General features: G+C 53.5%; 14 protein-coding genes. 4 read left to right on the forward strand and 10 right to left on the reverse strand.

Annotation, left to right across the window (positions count from 1 at the left end):
• The first annotated feature begins 2 nt into the window (after nt 1-2).
• The gene (gene allE / locus AC07P6_RS22955) at nt 3-785 is read left to right on the forward strand and encodes a (S)-ureidoglycine aminohydrolase (protein WP_434659924.1); all 783 of its coding nucleotides are present in this window, start codon (nt 3-5) and stop codon (nt 783-785) included.
• 312 nt (nt 786-1,097) lie between these two features.
• On the opposite strand, the gene glxK is transcribed toward allE, so the two are convergent.
• From glxK to allA, 10 genes are all read right to left on the reverse strand, one after another.
• Nucleotides 1,098-2,243, reverse strand: a complete 1,146-nt coding sequence (glxK, locus tag AC07P6_RS22960; protein WP_478314805.1) for a glycerate 3-kinase — start codon at nt 2,241-2,243, stop codon at nt 1,098-1,100.
• Between the two features lie 22 nt (nt 2,244-2,265).
• Nucleotides 2,266-3,573, reverse strand: coding sequence for a uracil/xanthine transporter (locus tag AC07P6_RS22965; RefSeq protein WP_434659926.1), 1,308 nt, complete (start codon nt 3,571-3,573; stop codon nt 2,266-2,268).
• Between the two features lie 184 nt (nt 3,574-3,757).
• Entirely contained in the window at nt 3,758-5,119 is a 1,362-nt protein-coding gene (allB, locus tag AC07P6_RS22970; RefSeq protein ID WP_434659927.1) for an allantoinase AllB, read from the reverse strand.
• A 131-nt stretch (nt 5,120-5,250) separates the two neighbouring features.
• Nucleotides 5,251-6,705, reverse strand: coding sequence for an allantoin transporter (locus AC07P6_RS22975; RefSeq protein WP_434659928.1), 1,455 nt, complete (start codon nt 6,703-6,705; stop codon nt 5,251-5,253).
• Nucleotides 6,706-6,793: 88 nt separating this feature from the next.
• Nucleotides 6,794-8,047 carry an MFS transporter gene (locus AC07P6_RS22980; protein WP_304256698.1) on the reverse strand — a complete coding sequence of 418 codons (1,254 nt, stop codon included), beginning with the start codon at nt 8,045-8,047 and terminating at the stop codon, nt 6,794-6,796.
• Nucleotides 8,048-8,099: 52 nt separating this feature from the next.
• Nucleotides 8,100-8,978 (reverse strand): 2-hydroxy-3-oxopropionate reductase, encoded by an 879-nt coding sequence (gene glxR / locus AC07P6_RS22985; RefSeq protein ID WP_478314806.1) that lies wholly within the window; start codon nt 8,976-8,978, stop codon nt 8,100-8,102.
• Nucleotides 8,979-9,075: 97 nt separating this feature from the next.
• On the reverse strand, nt 9,076-9,852 hold the full coding sequence (gene hyi, locus AC07P6_RS22990) for a hydroxypyruvate isomerase (RefSeq protein WP_434659930.1): 777 nt from the start codon (nt 9,850-9,852) through the stop codon (nt 9,076-9,078).
• Nucleotides 9,853-9,865: 13 nt separating this feature from the next.
• A complete protein-coding gene (gene gcl, locus AC07P6_RS22995) occupies nt 9,866-11,647 on the reverse strand; it encodes a glyoxylate carboligase (protein ID WP_478314807.1) in 1,782 nt (593 codons plus the stop codon).
• A gap of 87 nt (nt 11,648-11,734) precedes the next feature.
• Nucleotides 11,735-12,553 (reverse strand): HTH-type transcriptional repressor AllR, encoded by an 819-nt coding sequence (gene allR / locus AC07P6_RS23000; protein ID WP_181483249.1) that lies wholly within the window; start codon nt 12,551-12,553, stop codon nt 11,735-11,737.
• Nucleotides 12,554-12,644: 91 nt separating this feature from the next.
• Complete coding sequence (allA, locus tag AC07P6_RS23005) at nt 12,645-13,127, reverse strand: ureidoglycolate lyase (RefSeq protein WP_110273115.1); 483 nt, start codon at nt 13,125-13,127, stop codon at nt 12,645-12,647.
• A gap of 211 nt (nt 13,128-13,338) precedes the next feature.
• Between allA and allS the strand changes: the two genes are divergently transcribed.
• From allS to AC07P6_RS23020, 3 genes are all read left to right on the forward strand, one after another.
• A complete protein-coding gene (allS, locus tag AC07P6_RS23010) occupies nt 13,339-14,262 on the forward strand; it encodes an HTH-type transcriptional activator AllS (protein WP_434659932.1) in 924 nt (307 codons plus the stop codon).
• Nucleotides 14,263-14,349: 87 nt separating this feature from the next.
• Complete coding sequence (gene mnmH, locus AC07P6_RS23015; RefSeq protein WP_478317072.1) at nt 14,350-15,438, forward strand: tRNA 2-selenouridine(34) synthase MnmH; 1,089 nt, start codon at nt 14,350-14,352, stop codon at nt 15,436-15,438.
• Nucleotides 15,439-15,728: 290 nt separating this feature from the next.
• Nucleotides 15,729-16,691, forward strand: coding sequence for an IS110 family RNA-guided transposase (locus tag AC07P6_RS23020; protein WP_478314716.1), 963 nt, complete (start codon nt 15,729-15,731; stop codon nt 16,689-16,691).
• Nucleotides 16,692-16,888 lie beyond the last annotated feature (197 nt).

Consider the following 16,888-nt stretch of genomic DNA (forward strand, 5'->3'; position numbering starts at 1 on the left):
TAATGGGATATTTAAATAATGTAGTGGGTTATCGCGACGATTTACTGGCCAGCCGTTCCATCGTGCGCCACGGTAATTACGCGCTGCTAACGCCGGATGGCCTGGTCAAAAATATTATTCCGGGATTTGATAATTGTGATGTGACGATTCTGTCGACGCCGAAATTAGGCGCAACCTTTGTTGATTATCTGGTCACGCTGCATGACAACGGCGGTAATCAGAGCGGCTTTGGCGGCGAAGGAATTGAAACCTTCCTGTATGTGATTCAGGGTGAAATCACCGCCCAGGCGCAAGGCAAAACTCTCCCGCTGACCGAGGGCGGCTATTTGTATTGCCCACCGGGCGAGAAAGTGACGTTCGTTAATAAATATGCAGGCGACAGCCAGCTATTCCTTTACAAGCGCCGCTATATTCCGGTTGAAAATCATGCGCCTTATCTGGTCACCGGTAACGTCAGCCAGCTTGAGCGGATTCATTATGAAGGGATGGAAGACGTTATTCTGATCGATTTCCTGCCGAAAGAGCTGGGCTTCGATATGAATATGCACATTCTCTCTTTCGAACCGGGTGCCAGCCACGGTTATATCGAAACCCACGTGCAGGAGCACGGTGCTTATATTCTTTCCGGCCAGGGCGTTTATAACCTCGACAACAACTGGGTACCGGTGAAAAAAGGCGATTATATCTTTATGGGCGCTTATTCACTGCAGGCGGGATATGGCGTCGGGCGCGAGGCGTTTAGCTATATCTACTCGAAAGATTGCCATCGCGACGTTGAGATCTGATGTATACCCTAAATAATTCGAGTTGCAGGAAGGCGGCAAGTGAGCGAATCCCCAGGAGCTTACTCAGGTAAGTGACTGGGGTGAACGAACGCAGCCAACGCACATGCAACTTGAAGTATGACGGGTATATTGCCCGGCGGCGCTTCGCTTGCGCGGGCCTACGGGTAAATCTCGCAGCTTTCGTAGGCCGGGTAAGGCGTCAGCCGCCACCCGGCGAAAGGCAGGAGCAATAGCAAAGATGCATCTGTAGAGTTCACTTTTTTGTTTAGCTATGTTGGATTTTGCCACGGTGAAAACCGTGGCATTTTTTATTCAGAAGGGGATGTTCTGGCCGAGTTTGATTACGCAGGCAATATTGCGCGCGCTGGCGTAAAGGTTTTGTTCACCGCGATCCAGCACTTCATCCAGCGGCGCGAGCGCGGGCAAAATACTGAATACCGCATCAATGCCGTGCTGGTGAACCGCTTCGACGCCATCGCCCAACACGCCCGCAATGCCGATAACCGGGATACCGTGCTTTTTGGCAATCCGCGCCACGCCAATCGGTGCTTTACCGCCAACGGTCTGCGAATCAATCCGCCCCTCACCGGTAATCACCAGATCCGCATCGCGCAGCGCCTCCTCCAGATGAACGGCTTCAATGACGATATCGATGCCCGGCTTCAACGCCGCGTTGAGGAACACGCAGGCCGCCACTCCCATCCCCCCAGCCGCACCGCCGCCGACAATCGTCGTCACATCCTGACCGGTTGCCGCCAGCAGCACCTGAGCATAGTTTTCTAATCCGCGCTCAAGAGCTTCGACCATTTGTGCGCAGGCTCCCTTCTGCGGCCCAAACACCGCCGCCGCACCGCGTGCGCCAAGCAGCGGGTTATCAACATCGCAAGCGACATCGATCCGGCATTTGCTAAGGCGCGGGTCAAGATCGCGCAAATCTATCTGCACCAGCCGCTCTAATGCGCCACCGCCGAGTCCGACGCTCTCACCGATGTTATCAAGGAAGCGTGCACCCAGCGCCTGAGCCATCCCCATTCCGCCGTCAACCGTGGCGCTGCCGCCAATACCGAGGATAATATGGCGAACCCCGGCGTCCAGCGCGTGGCGAATCAACTCCCCGGTGCCGTAACTGGTGGCCCGCATAGGGTTACGCTCCCCGACCGGGACCAGCATCAGCCCGCTGGCTGCCGCCATTTCAATAAATGCGGTTTGACCGTCACCGCTCAGGCCATAGAAGGCTCCAACAAAATCCCCCATCGGCCCCATCACCGGCAGCATCACCATTTTGCCCTCGGTGGCCTCAACCATCGCCTCAACCGTTCCCTCGCCGCCGTCGGCAATCGGCAGGCAGACGTACTCCGCCTGCGGAAAAATAGAGACAAAACCCGCTTTAATCGCCTGGGCGCAGCGGCTGGCGCTGACGCTTTCTTTGAAAGAGTCCGGTGCAATAATAATTTTCATGGTTCATCCTTTATTGATGTCATCATTTAATACGATCCCAGGGAATGAGATTTTCCATAACCACCGCCAGCAGCACGCCAATTAATAAGCCGTTACCCAATAGAGGGCGGATAGTCAGAGGCAGCGTCTGGAGATAGACCGGCGGAAGACCCATTAAAAAAATGCCGACAAATAGCGGCAGAGCCAGCCGGTAGATATTTCGTGCAGTGAAGGTAATTTGCTTGCTGAAAGATAAACTGGAATATAACAACGGCAGATAAGAGACCAGCATCACCGCGCTGCTAATTGGCAGCGGCAGGGTGGTAAAAAAATGGGTCAGCGGCGTAAATAACCCAACCAGCAGACAGCACAGGCAGCCGATAATAAACGGCTGGCGCGAGGTTTCTCCGGTTTGGGTTAATAAACCAATTGATGAGACAAACGGAGAAAACGGCACCACGCTGAGCGGCACCGTAATGAGCGTCATCACTCCGGAAATAATAAAGCTACGTCGATAGCGGGTATTGCTGGCTCCCTGTTCAGGGTAAAAAACGTCGGTGCCACGAATGGCCCCGTAGGTGTTGGTGATATTCACCAGCCCCGCCAACAATGCCGTCAGAATAATACCGGGACGTAATTCGCCGCCGTAGCCCAGAGGAAACCATTGCCAATGAATCGGGCCGGATGCCGCCGTGGCGGGCGGAGTACGGAACAGCAGATACCAGCCTGCCCATCCCACCAGCGTCCCCACCAGCAAGGCGTAGCGGGCAATGCCGTCCGGGAGGAAAATAATCATCCCCAGCACCAGGGTCATCACCGCCAGCGCGAGGCCGAATGGTGCCAGCTGAATCGCCACGTTGGCCTGCGTCGAGCTAAAAGGCAGCCCGAGCATGCCTTTGAAAAAGATAGTCGTTAGCTGTGCGCCAAGCAGCAGCATAAAAAAGACCATTACCGTCGGGCTGAAGAGTTTAGCCAGGCGATGGCCGATGCCGCTGACGCCAATGATGATAGTTAACACAGCTGAAAGAAATATGCCGACCGCGAGGCTGGTCGCAATGCTGTCGAACGCGGTGCCGCGCGCGGCTTCGCCGACGGTAACGGTGAGGATGGTGCTCCACCAGAGTCCCGTCGGGCCCTCCATAATGGCGCGCCGGTGACCTGATATCGCCTGCGCCAGGCAGGCCAGACCGGTGGTGATAAAACCATATTGGGTGAGCGTAATCAGCGCGCTGGCCGGAAGCTGAAAAGCGGATTGTAATGTCGGCGGTACCACAACGGTGTTGCAGAAAATAAAGAAGAACCATTGAAATCCCGCCAGGGTGTTTCGTTTAGTTAGCGGAAATACCACCATGATGAAATCCTGAAAAAGCGCCTGCCGTAAACAGGCGCTAAATATAGAATGGGGCGAGGAACGGTCCCCTCTCCCCTTTTGGGGAGAGGGTTAGGATGAGGGGAAATATGCCCACAAATGCCCTCACCCCGGCCCTCTCCCAAAGGGAGAGGGAGAAAACCATCCCCAGCTGTTTATTCGCCCATTACTGCTGATGCTTGAGGATAAATTTCCCTTTCGGCGCGTGCGGGAAGCCCTGCTCGATGTCATAAATTACATCGCCGCGCAGGATGGTTTTGGTGATACGCGCGCCAATCTTACGCCCCACGTACGGGCTGACTTTATGGCGATACTCAAGGTCTTCCGCCTGCAGAACGTAGCTGCTGTTCGGCTGAATAAACACCAGGTCGGCATCTTTGCCCGGAGCAATACGACCTTTATGCTTAAGGCCGAAAATATCGGCAGCGTTAGTCGCCATCAGGCGAGCAAACTGCGGCAGAGGCATGCCGCGCTTCTGCACCGCTTCGTCGAACATCACGTCCATGCAGCTTTGCAGACCGGCAATACCGCCCCAGGCCTGCATGATGTTGCCAGCCTTCATTTCCGGCGGGCACGGAGAGTGGTCGGAGACCAGGCAGTCGATTTCGCCGTTGAACAGCTTCTCCCACAAGCCTTTCTGGTTTTCCGCATCGCGAATCGGCGGAGAGCACTTCGCCAGGGTGCCAATCTCTTCGAACTGATCGGTATCCAGTACAAAGTAGTGTGGGCAGGATTCACAGGTGACGTCCTGGCCTTCCTGACGGGCGCGCGTCACTTCGGCAACCCCTTCCGGGCTACTAACGTGGCACACGTGCAGGCGGCAACCGGCGACTTTCGCCAGGTACAGAATGCGGCGAATAGCTTCTACTTCAGTAAATACCGGACGCGACGCGACGTAATCATGGGCAGTCACGCGGCCTTCCCTTTTCGCCTCTTCGCCCAATTCATCGCAGATCAGCGCGTTTTCGCAGTGCACCAGCACGGTTTGCTTCATCTCGGCCAGCTTTTGCACGCCTTTGAAGAACTGCCAGTCGTTAACATCGCGGAAGTCATTGTCTATTCCACGGTCGCCGCAGGTGGCGACGAAGCATTTGAAGCCGACCACACCCACTTCATCCAGCTCGTGCAGACGATCCAGATTGTAGGAAACCAGGCCGCCAAGCTGCGCGGCGTCAATGGTCAGCTTGCCCTTCGCGGCGTCAAATTTCAGCTCGATAGTTTCACGATCGACGGTAGCTGGCAGCTGGTTCAACGGCATTTCAATCATCGTGGTGATGCCGCCTTTTGCCGCCGCGCGAGTGCCGGTCTCGTAACCTTCCCAATGGGTACGGCCCGGTTCAGAAATATGCGTATGCGCATCGACCATCCCCGGCGAAACGATCAGGCCCGAAGCATCCATCACCTGCTTTGCTTCGCCAAGGTTTTCACCGATAGCGGCGATTTTGCCGTCGGTAACCGCGATATCCACCACCCGAGATTCGTTTTCCAGAATAACGGTGCCGTTTTTAATGATTAAATCAAAAGACATATAAAACTCCTTGTATGTGTACAGACGAGTTACCCGCCATACTTCTGCTTGCATCCACGCAGGTTGCAATGCGAATGGCTTTGGGTATTAATTCTTCATCCATGAAATAAATCTTCCTGGTAATAATAAAATCAGTTAGCCACACCCGGGCGCGAAACATTATTCGGCAGCGTCCGTTTTTTCAGTAATGAGTACGCCGCAAAGGCGACAATAACGCCAACAAACCATGACACTCGTGAGAATGGCTCCAGTAGCGGAATAAACTTCCCACCCAGCGACAAAATAACCGCCACAATCGTGACAATAAATGCAGTAACGTTAAAGCCATTATCAAAATATTTATAATCACCGGGCGCGGTATACAGCTCATCAAGATTAATTTGCCCGCGCATCACGACAAAATAGTGCGCCATCATCACCCCAATAACCGGGCCAAGCATGCCGCCGATAATATCAAGGAAGAGATAAATGCTGTCCTGGTTTTCCATTAATTTCCATGGGCAGATCAGCAGACTAATAATACTGGCGATGAGCACGCCGTTTTTATACGTCAGTTTACTTGGGGCAATCGCTGCGATTTGATAACCCGCCGGAATAATATTACCGGTGGCGTTGGTCGAAATCGTGGTCATTAATATCACCAGTACCGCAAAGAATGAGGCAAACAGGCTGTCCCATTTCTGCACAATATCCAACACGTTCCAGGTATCCATGCCGTAATGGATACTGGCTCCGGCGATAATGCACACCCCGGCGACTGCAAACAGAATATAAGCCACCACTAAGCCAAGCGTTTGGCCAAGAGCCTGATCGCGAAACGAGCGCGCGTTCTGGGTAAAGTCCGACGCGCTCACCGCTGGAGCCGCCCATACGGCGACGACCGCGTTAATCACCACCAGGAACAAGAAGCCAGTATGTTCCGCTTTTGCCACCCCGGTCGGCAGGTAGTCGAGGATCGGACCGATCCCTACCAACGAGATAGCCCAGATTGCCATGCCGCCGAAGACAATATAGATACAGGGATTCAGTATCGCGGTGAATTTATTGAGAACTTTTCCGCCACCAAAACCAATACCAACGTTAATCAACCAGAAAACCAGAAAGGCGATCAGCCCCGGTAGCGACAGCCCCAGCAGCTTGAAATCACCGCCGAGCGTCAGAAACGACGGCCACAGTTTTCCTAATAAGATCAGAAAGGCCAGCGATCCTGCGTAGCATTGCAAGCCAAACCACATAATCGCCGCAATGCCGCCTCTGAGCAGTCCGGGTAATAATGCCCCGCGCACGCCATAAGAGGCTCTTAATATCATGGCAAACGGTACGCCATATTTACTCCCGGCGGCACCATTAAACACCATCACCAGCGCAATAATAAATGCACTTAATATTATCGCCATCATAATACTAAACGTCGACAGACCAAGAATAAAAAACCCACCAACCATCACATAATTAGGTACGTTGTGTACGGAGCCCATCCATAAAGTAAAGTAGTTAAATGTTTTCCAGTTACGCTGCGATTCTACTTTTGGTAATAGATCGTCGCTGTAACCTCTGGCTTTATATAGATCTTGAGTTTGTTCCATAATTCCCTCTTAATACGCATCGGATTACGTTTGTAAATAGGTTTAGCTATGTGGAACAAAAAACTTATTATTATGATTATTATTTTTATTATACTGGGATTGTCTTAGGCTGTATTTTGTTCTTACGCAAAGTAATCAGCGCAAACACTAACGTTCCGGTGATAACTAACCCGGCAGACATCACAAAACTAATTTCTTTTGATCCAGTCAGGTCGGAAATAAAACCGGTGAGCGTCGGTGCAACCACTGCTGAACTCATACCAAAGAAATTAAATAAGCTGAAGGCGCGACCTAATGTTTTCGCTGACGCCTGTTCGGAGACAAATGAGATCAGAATCGGGTCAACGGCCATTTTGCCCAGCAGGCCGTAGAGCACCAGGCTAATCATCAGCATGGTGGTATTCGGCGACAGAACGGTAAACATCAGCATTGCTGCAGCGACGATCTCCAGCCCGAGGATCACTTTGACTTTACTGTCGCGGAATTTATCCGAGAGATGACTAAAGAACAGCGCGCCCGGAACCCCGACCACCGCCACCAGCGCTGAAGCAAGACCAATGGCGCCGCCGTCAAACCCGCGTTCGGTTTGCAGATAAGAAGGCAGCCAGGTGACGATCAGATAGTAGCCGTAGCAGGTGCAAAAATAGAGAAAGTAGACGCTGCATAGCAGCGGGGAAAACAGCGGTGCTGATTTATCCTCAACGGGAGCTGACGCCACGGCGCTATTTTTATTGACCTCTGCGGCTGGCTCTTTCAGCTTGCGACGAATCACCAGGGTAAAGACGCAGAGCATTACCACCAGAATCGCGGCGACGATAAACAACACGTTTTGCCAGGCCATATGCATACTTTTGACCAGGATGCTCGAACCAATCAGGCCAATCCCCATCCCAATGGCGGAGCCGCTGTTGATGATGGCGTTAGCCAGCGCCCGGCGCTCCTGCGGTACGTTAGCTGACGACAGCGAATAGGCAGAGCTAAAGAAGGAAGCGCAGCCCGCACCGGCCAGCAACGAACCAATATAAATTAGCGTCAGATTTCCTGCATTAGCGATGCTCAGCGTGCCGATAATGAACAGTGAGAAACCACACATCAGCATAATTTTCTGGCCCAGCTTATCAACCAGAATTCCACAGGGAATTTGCATTCCGCAGTAGGCCAGAAAATAGAAGCTGGCAATTGCGCCAATTTCAGCATTGCTGACGTTGCCCAGCGAGGCCTGAATTTCAGGGTAAATAGGCGTTAATACGGTTCGGTAAATCCATATCGCCACCCAACCCAGACTCATTACCACGACTATTTTCTTCCAATAGTCGATACCCGTTTTATTGTTAGTATCCATAAACTCACCACAGAGGTTTAGAAATGCTGCCTGAACCGGCAGCATTTTCTTATTAAGATATTTTATGATTTGCCATTAATTCCAGGGCCTTAACTAAAGACGAGTGATCTAATTCACTACCACTGTTTGCGGCACAGGTGTTAAATAGCTCCTGACAGGTTGCGGTATTTGGTAAATTAATCGCCAGCGCTTTCGCACTTTGCAGTGCAAGGTTAAGGTCCTTCTGGTGCAGCGAAATTTTAAAGCCCGGATTAAATGTCCGGTTCAGCATTCTTTCGCCATGCACTTCCAGAATGCGCGAAGACGCGAAGCCGCCCATCAGCGCCTGACGTACGCGAGCGGGATCGGCACCGGCTTTCGAAGCAAAAACCAGCGCTTCAGAGACCGCTTCGATATTCAGCGCCACGATAATCTGATTGGCGACTTTACAGGTTTGCCCGTCACCATTGCCGCCAACGAGGGTGATATTTTTCCCCAAAATATCGAACAGCGGCTTCACGCGATTAAACACGCTTTCTTCACCGCCAACCATAATCGAGAGCGTGCCTTCGCGCGCGCCGATTTCGCCGCCGGAAACTGGCGCATCCAGATAATCCGCGCCTAAATCCCGAATCTGCTGCGCAAAGCGTTTGGTTTCAATCGGCGAGATAGAGCTCATATCAACAAGCGTTTTTCCCTTCAACGCCGCTTTGGCGCAGCCGTGTTCGCCAAACAGCACTTCGGCAACCTGCGGGGTATCCGGGACCATAATAAAAATAATCTCAGATTGCTCCGCGACCTGCTCTGCGGTGGCCAGATGCTGTGCGCCCTGCAAAAGCAGCTCGTCGGCAACCGGGCCAATGGTGGTGACATGCAGAGCGTGGCCTGCTTTAGCGAGGCGAATCGCCATCGGGGTGCCCATAATACCCAGACCAATAAATCCCAGTTTCATAAGTGTCCTCTTAGAATTTCTGTTTCGATTTATTTGGGCAATAGTTATCCCTTCCTGGAAATGGAATAATAAATACTGCCCAAAGATAAATTAAGAATTAACGGTAGTGATTAAACCATGTCAGTCCCGCTTCAGTGGTGCTCAACGGTTTATATTCACAGCCAACCCAGCCGTCATAATTAGATTTATCGATAAATTTAAAAAGATAATCATAATTAATTTCACCGGTTCCCGGCTCGCCGCGGTTTGGGTTATCGGCAATCTGTAAATGGCCAATACGATTGGCATAAGTTTGCATCGTATGGGTTAATTCCCCTTCCATGCGCTGCATATGGTAAATATCGTACTGGATTTTCAGATTATCGCTGCCCACTTCATCAATCAGCGCCAGCGCCTGATGAGTCGTATTCAAATAAAAACCCGGCATATCGAAATAATTAATCGGCTCAATCAGCAGAAGGATGCCTTCCTGGGCCAGCGCAGCGGCGGCAAAGCGTAAATTCGCCACCAGCGTCGCGCGAATGTGCTCTTCGCGATAGCCCATCGGCGTTTTACCGACCAGACAGTTGATTTTGCGATTGCCCAGCGCTTTGGCGTAGCGGATAGCGGCATCAACGCCTTCGCGAAATTCCGCTTCGCGGCCGGGAATACAGGCAATGCCGCGCTCCCCTGCCGCCCAGTCGCCAGCGGGTAGGTTATGTAAGGTATGCTCCAGCTGGTTGTCGCTCAGCTTTTGCTTTAATACCTCGGGCGCATAGTCATACGGGAACATAAATTCAACGGCGCGAAAACCGCAGGCTGCCGCTTTCTCAAAGCGGTCCAAAAAATCATATTCCAGAAATAACATTGATAGGTTGGCAGAAAAGCGCAACATAGGTTCACCTCATTTATTCATATTTCATAAAGCAGGTTTCGGTCGGCGCATCGATGGCGCTATCGGCAACGTCTTCGAATTCCATGACGTTATCCAGCTCGCTGCCCATCGAGATATTGGTGACGCGCTCAAGGATCACTTCCACGACTACCGGGACGCGATACTCTTTCATCCACGCTTTCGCCTGTTCAAATGCTGGCGCAATGTCTTCAGGTTTGATGACGCGGATCGCTTTACAACCGAGGCCTTCAGCGACCTTCACGTGGTCAACGCCATAACCGTTGACTTCGCTGGAGTTAATATTTTCAAACGCCAGTTGGACGCAGTAATCCATGTCAAACGCGCGCTGCGACTGACGAATTAAGCCCAGGTAGGCGTTGTTCACCAGCACGTGAACGTAAGGGATATTGAACTGCGCACCTACCGCCAGCTCCTCAATCATGAACTGGAAGTCGAAGTCGCCGGAGATCGCCACTACGTTGCGTTCAGGATCGGCGGCACACACGCCCAATGCGGCAGGAAGCGTCCAGCCCAGCGGCCCCGCCTGACCACAGTTGATCCAGTGGCGGTCTTTAAATACGTGCAGAATCTGCGCGGCAGCGATTTGCGACAAACCGATAGTGGTGACGTAACACACGTCGCGGCCAAAGGACTTGTTCATCTCTTCGTAGACGCGCTGCGGTTTAACCGGCACGTTATCGAAGTGCGTTTTACGCAGCAGCGTGCGTTTGCGTTGCTGGCACTCATCTACCCAGCTCTCACGGCGCGGCAGGCGGCCCTCTTTTTGCATCTGCTGCGCGATTTCCACCAGTTGGGTTAACGCGGCTTTCGCATCGGAGACAATGCCTAAATCCGGGCACAATACGCGGCCAATCTGCGTGGGTTCGATATCAATGTGGATGATTTTGCGCCCTGCGGTGTACTTCTCTACCGAACCGGTATGGCGGTTAGCAAAGCGGTTACCGATACCGAACACCAGGTCGGAGGCCAGCAGCGTGGCGTTACCGTAGCGATGGGCGGTCTGTAAACCAACCATTCCCGCCATCAGCTCGTGGTCGTCCGGGATACAGCCCCAGCCCATCAGCGTCGGGATCACCGGCACATGAGTGATTTCCGCAAATTGCTGCAACAGCGCCGCGGCGTCGGCGTTAATCACCCCGCCACCGGCGACAATCACCGGGCGCTCCGCCATCAGTAACATCGCCAGCGCACGTTCAATTTGTGGACGCGTGGCAACAGGTTTATAAGCCGGGAGCGGCGAATACAGCTCAGGATCGAACTCGATTTCCGCCACCTGGACATCATAAGGCAGGTCGATCAGCACCGGACCCGGTCTGCCGGAACGCATCAGGTGGAAAGCCTGCTGCAGCACGCCCGGCACCAGCGCCGCTTCGCGCACGGTCACCGCCATCTTGGTGACCGGCTTGGCGATAGACTCAATATCCACCGCCTGGAAATCCTCTTTATGCAGACGAGCGCGCGGTGCCTGACCGGTAATGCACAGAATGGGAATGGAATCGGCGGAGGCAGAGTAAAGGGCAGTAATCATATCCGTACCCGCCGGGCCGGATGTTCCCAGGCATACGCCGATGTTACCGGCAGTGGCGCGCGTATAGCCTTCCGCCATATGCGACGCACCCTCTACGTGGCGAGCCAGGATATGACGAATACCGCCGTGCTTGCGCATCGCTGAGTAGAAAGGGTTAATGGCCGCGCCAGGCACGCCAAATGCGGTGTTAACCCCTTCTTTTTCAAGTATATACATTGCCGCGTCGACGGCTCTCATTATTGCCATTTTCACTACCTCACTATGTTGGAAAAATTTTCCAAATTTGAATACAGCCAAAAAAGTCCCGCTCCTGCGAGCGGGTCGAATCTGCTATCAATCCGCCTGAGTTTTAAGACCCAACGCCGTACTGATATTCCTTGCGGTCTCCCTCACCAGCTCTCCCTGGCTGACAAAGCGGTCCGCAGTGAGTCTGGAAGCGGGCCCGGAAATCGAAATGGCCGCCACTACGCTCCCCACATCATCGTAAACCGCTGAAGCAATACAGTTTAATCCTGTCACGTGCTCCTCCTGGTCGATGCAGTAGCCGCTGACTTTTGCCTCATCCAGATTGCGCTGTAGCGCGGGTAAATCGACAATGGTCGTCGGCGTAAATTGCTGCAACCCGGTCTTCACGATGACATCTATCAGCTCTTCTGCTGACAGCGGATACAGCAGCGCTTTCCCCGCCCCCGACGCGTGCAGCGGCAATCGGCTTCCCAGCGGAGCGCACATCCTGACCATCGATTTGCACTCCTGCTGACCAATCAACACCGCTTCGTTACCGTTGCGAATGGCCACGTTGACCGTCTCACCCGACATCAGCATCAATCGGCGCATAAACGGCCCGCCTACTGATAAAACATCCCGGTTGTGGATATACGCCGAGCCGATGTTAAATGCGCCAAGACCGATGTGCCACCAGCCTAACTGACTGTCCTGATACACAAAATCTGCGCCTTCCAGCACCTTCAGCAGGCGAAAGGTGGTCGATAACGGTAAGTCCAGATTCAGGGAAATATCGCTAACCGACGAACTGCCGCCGCTCTTTTCAAGGTATTGCAGTATCGCGATCCCTCTCTCCAGCGCCTGTGCGCCTTTTTGCGCGGTCGGCTCCTGCTGGCCCGGCCTTCCGCGCCTTCTAACTTCTGTCATACCTCGATTATCTCCGGCTCAAAACCTGAGCATAAATAGTGTGTAAGCGCCCACATGTTATGCAAGATAATCGGTAGCGTCACGTGCAACCTCACGCAAAGCTCAACTCCACGGTCGGGATCTCCACGACATCACAGTTATCTTTTCCACCGCGATCGACAGTTAAAAAATCAGTTTCGGTTTGCCAGGCAAACAGTGGGTGATGCCAGACATTGCGGTGATAATTGACGCCCTGACAGCCGTTAGAGATAAAGGCCCGCAGGGTGTTCATATCCGGCTCATCGCCCCCCGCCGCGACCACCACGACAAAGGCTTCACCATTCATCGGCATAAACGCCTGGGTGCCTAACGGATGGCGTTCCAGTTCGGTAACCACAATCGGCAATACCGCTGGCTGGGCGCGATTAATGCTGATCAGCGTCCGATCCTGCTGGAGCGTCTCGACCTTCGCCAGATCGTGAAAGCGCTGCACTTTGCCATCATTAATATGGAAAAAATCTTGTCCTTGCGTTTCGATAACATCTCCATAGAGGCGGAATGCTTCGCGCGTCAGCGGCAATACTTCAAGCTTCATTGCATTTTCCTTAGTCATTAAAAACTGTTCTACCGTCTTACACATCGCGGGTAATGTCAGTAGCGGTCAATCCAGAGTCATCTAAAAGTGACATCAACTATAAGTTGGAATAATTTTCCAAAACCTGATTTAAGCCACATTATTGAAAAGGATATTATGAAAAAATACTTAAAAATCAGGGGTGAATTATTAAATAACGAGGAAATTGGCGATGCTAGATCCCGAAACACTGCGCACATTTGTGAGCGTCGCGGAGACCGGCAGCTTCTCCAGAGCAGCGGAAAAACTGTACAAAACCACCGCCACCATCAGCTATCGCATTAAGCTGCTGGAAGATAACACCGGCGTGGCGCTCTTTAGTCGTACCACCCGCAGCGTCCTGCTAACCCCGGCGGGAATGCACCTGCTGGCGCAGGCCAGAGAGTGGCTGGGCTGGATTGACAGCATGCCCGGAGAACTGCAGCAGATTAACGACGGCGTTGAGCGCCAGGTCAATATTGTCATCAACAACCTGATGTACGACCCCAGCGCAATTGCGCGGCTGCTCTCCTGGCTCACTCAACGCTACCCCTTTACGCAATTTCATTTTTCACGCCAAATTTATATGGGCGTCTGGGATACGCTTCTTCACGATGATTTCTCGCTGGCGATTGGCGTGACCGGCACCGAACCCTTATCGGAAAACATTGCGGTTAATCCGCTGGGCGAGGTGACCTGGCTGTTCGTGATGTCGCCGCATCACCCACTCAGCCAGCAAACCGATCCTCTATCTGAGGCGCAACTGCGTCGCTATCCGGCGGTGAATATAGAGGACAGCGCCCGCCGGTTGACCAAGCGCGTCGCCTGGCGTCTGCCGGGGCAAAAAGAGATTATCGTTCCGGATATTGAAACCAAAGTCGCGGCGCATATCGCAGGCGTCGGTATTGGTTTTTTACCCGAGCCGCTGTGCCAGCCCCTTATCGCCCGCGGCGAGCTGATTGCCCGACAAATTCCGGCCATGCGCCCGCCCTCGCCTCTCAGTCTCGCCTGGCGTAAAGATCATCCCGGTAAAGCGGTGCAGGATATCGCTTCGCTGTTCAGCCATTCGGCCCCGGAAATTCAGGGATTCCTGACGCTATTCAGCGATACACCGTGAAAAATCAATCCAGCATTCCGCTCACCGCGTACAATAGACGGATTATCGCGTCGAGCGACGCGTCAGGATTGATTAACGGTTTGGATGATGGAATTAGTACCACAGAATATTCGACAGATTCTTGCCAGCGATACGCCGCTGATTGACGTACGCGCCCCCATTGAGTTCAGGCAAAGCGCCATGCCTGCGGCGGTCAATCTACCGCTGATGAACGATGACGAACGCGCCGCCGTCGGCACCTGCTACAAGCGCCAGGGCGCGGAAGCCGCGCTCGCACTGGGCCACCAACTGGTGAACGGCGAGGTTCGCGCCAGCCGCCTTGCCACCTGGAAAGAGGCCTGCGCACGCCATCCCGATGGCTACCTGTGCTGTGCCCGCGGCGGCCAGCGTTCGCATATCGTGCAGCAGTGGCTGAAAGAAGCGGGCGTTGATTACCCGCTGATCGTCGGCGGTTATAAAGCACTGCGCCAGGCGGCTATTCAGCTCACCGAAGAGCTGGTGCAGCGCCCTATCGTGCTGATCGGCGGCTGTACCGGTAACGGAAAAACCCAGTTGGTCTGCGCCCAACCTGACGGTATCGATCTCGAGGGCCTCGCTCATCATCGCGGCTCTTCGTTTGGCCGGACTTTGCAGGAGCAACATCAGCAGGCGACCTTTGAAAATCACCTGGCGGTGGCGATGCTTAAAAAGTCCGCGCAGCAGACGCGCTGGGTGCTGGAAGATGAAGGGCATATGATCGGTGCGAATCATCTGCCGGAGTGTATGCGTCTGCGTATGGCGCAGTCGCCGCTGGCGGTGGTGGAGGACCCGTTTGAGATCCGTCTTGAGCGGCTGCGCGAGGAGTATTTCACGCGGATGCATCGTGAGTTTATTGATGCATATGGCGAGGAGCCAGGGTGGCAAGAGTACAGCGAATATTTGCATCATGGTCTGTTCGCCATTCGCCGCCGCCTGGGGTTACAGCGTTTTGCCCAGCTCACCGCTCTGCTTAATGAGGCGCTGGCTGAGCAGCAGCGTACCGGCAGCACCGAAGCGCATTTCAGCTGGCTGGTTCCCTTGCTGAACGAGTATTACGATCCAATGTACCGCTATCAGCTCGGGAAAAAGGCGGAGAAGATTATCTTTCGCGGCAGCTGGCAGGAAGTCGCCGCCTGGTTAAAAAGTGCAGAAGAATGATCTCCTATCTCTTTTGAGGAGAGGGTGATGGTGAGGGGGGAAAGTCTCCCAATGCCCTCACCCCAGCCCTTATGTCTTGACCTTCTCCGTTCCGGCGGAGAAGATCCCCGACTGATCATCGGGAGGTTACCGGTGAGCATCACCCAGCCCTGGAGCCCCTGAGCCCGCGGGAGAGATTATGCCCCGGTAACCTGTTTCCCTGTCGCCTCAAGACCGAACGGTATCCTGTGCCCTGAGCACCCACATATAAGGATGGTCCGGCGATAATATTCATAAGGTTACGGAGTACCATGATGAATCTTGTCCCTGTCGGCGTTGATATCGCCAAACTCAAATTCGACGTTGCTGTCCAGCTGCCAAACCAGAAGTACAAAACCAAAAAATTCGCCAATACCCCAGCCGGATGCCGCGAATTTCTGAACTGGCTGGCGCGTTTTGGTCACTGTCACGTCTGCATGGAGGCAACAGGTTGCTACAGCACTGAACTGGCCACCCTGCTGGCCGATAATGGCTGCTGCGTCAGCCTTGAAAACCCGGCACGTATCCATGCGTTCGCAAACACTGAACTGACCCGCAATAAAACGGACAAAAGCGACGCGGCGCTGATAGCGCGCTACTGCGCTCTGTATCAGCCGGCCCCCTGGCATCCTGCGCCGCTGAGCGAACGACAACTGACGGCTCTGGTACGCCACCTGCGTAACCTGGAAGAGATGCGTCAGATGGAGGTGAACCGCCTTGAGGCGGCAGATGAAGTCATCGTTCCTTCCCTGAATGAACACGTTACGATGCTGGATGAGCTGATTGAAGAAACCCTCAATAAAATCAACCGGCATATCGATGATAACCCGGACCTGAAGTGGGACCGGGAGCTACTGAAAAGTATCCCCGGAATAGGAGACATGCTGAGTGTGAGCCTGCTGGCGTTCGCAGGAAATCTGCGACGGTTCAGCAACAGCAAGGCACTGGTGGCGTATGCTGGTTTGAATCCTCGTCGTTGTGAGTCGGGGATGTGGAAAGGGAAAAGCAGGCTGTCGAAAGTGGGCCATGCAGAGCTGCGTAGCGCACTGTATATGCCAGCGGTAGTGGCAGGAAGATGCAATAAGGTGGTGAAAAACCTGATGGAAAGGCTTGCAGCCCGGGGTAAGACAGGGAAAGAGCGAGTGTGTGCAGGAATGAGGAAATTACTGCAGCTGGCTTATGGTGTGGTGAAATCCGGGCATGAATTTAACGCTGAAATACCACTTGCCGGATAACCGGCAAGACGGTATCTCTCCCACAGGGAGAGGGAGAAAACCAGCTCGCCGCCTGGTTAAAAAGTGCAGAGGAGTGATCCCCTCTCTCTTTTGAGGAGAGGGTGATGGTGAGGGGGGAAAGTCTCCCAATGCCCTCTCCCACAGGAAGAGGGAGAAAACCAGCTCGCCTCCTGGCTAAAAAGTGCAGAGGAGTGATC

This window comes from Klebsiella sp. GFKo11 (genome assembly GCF_056490265.1).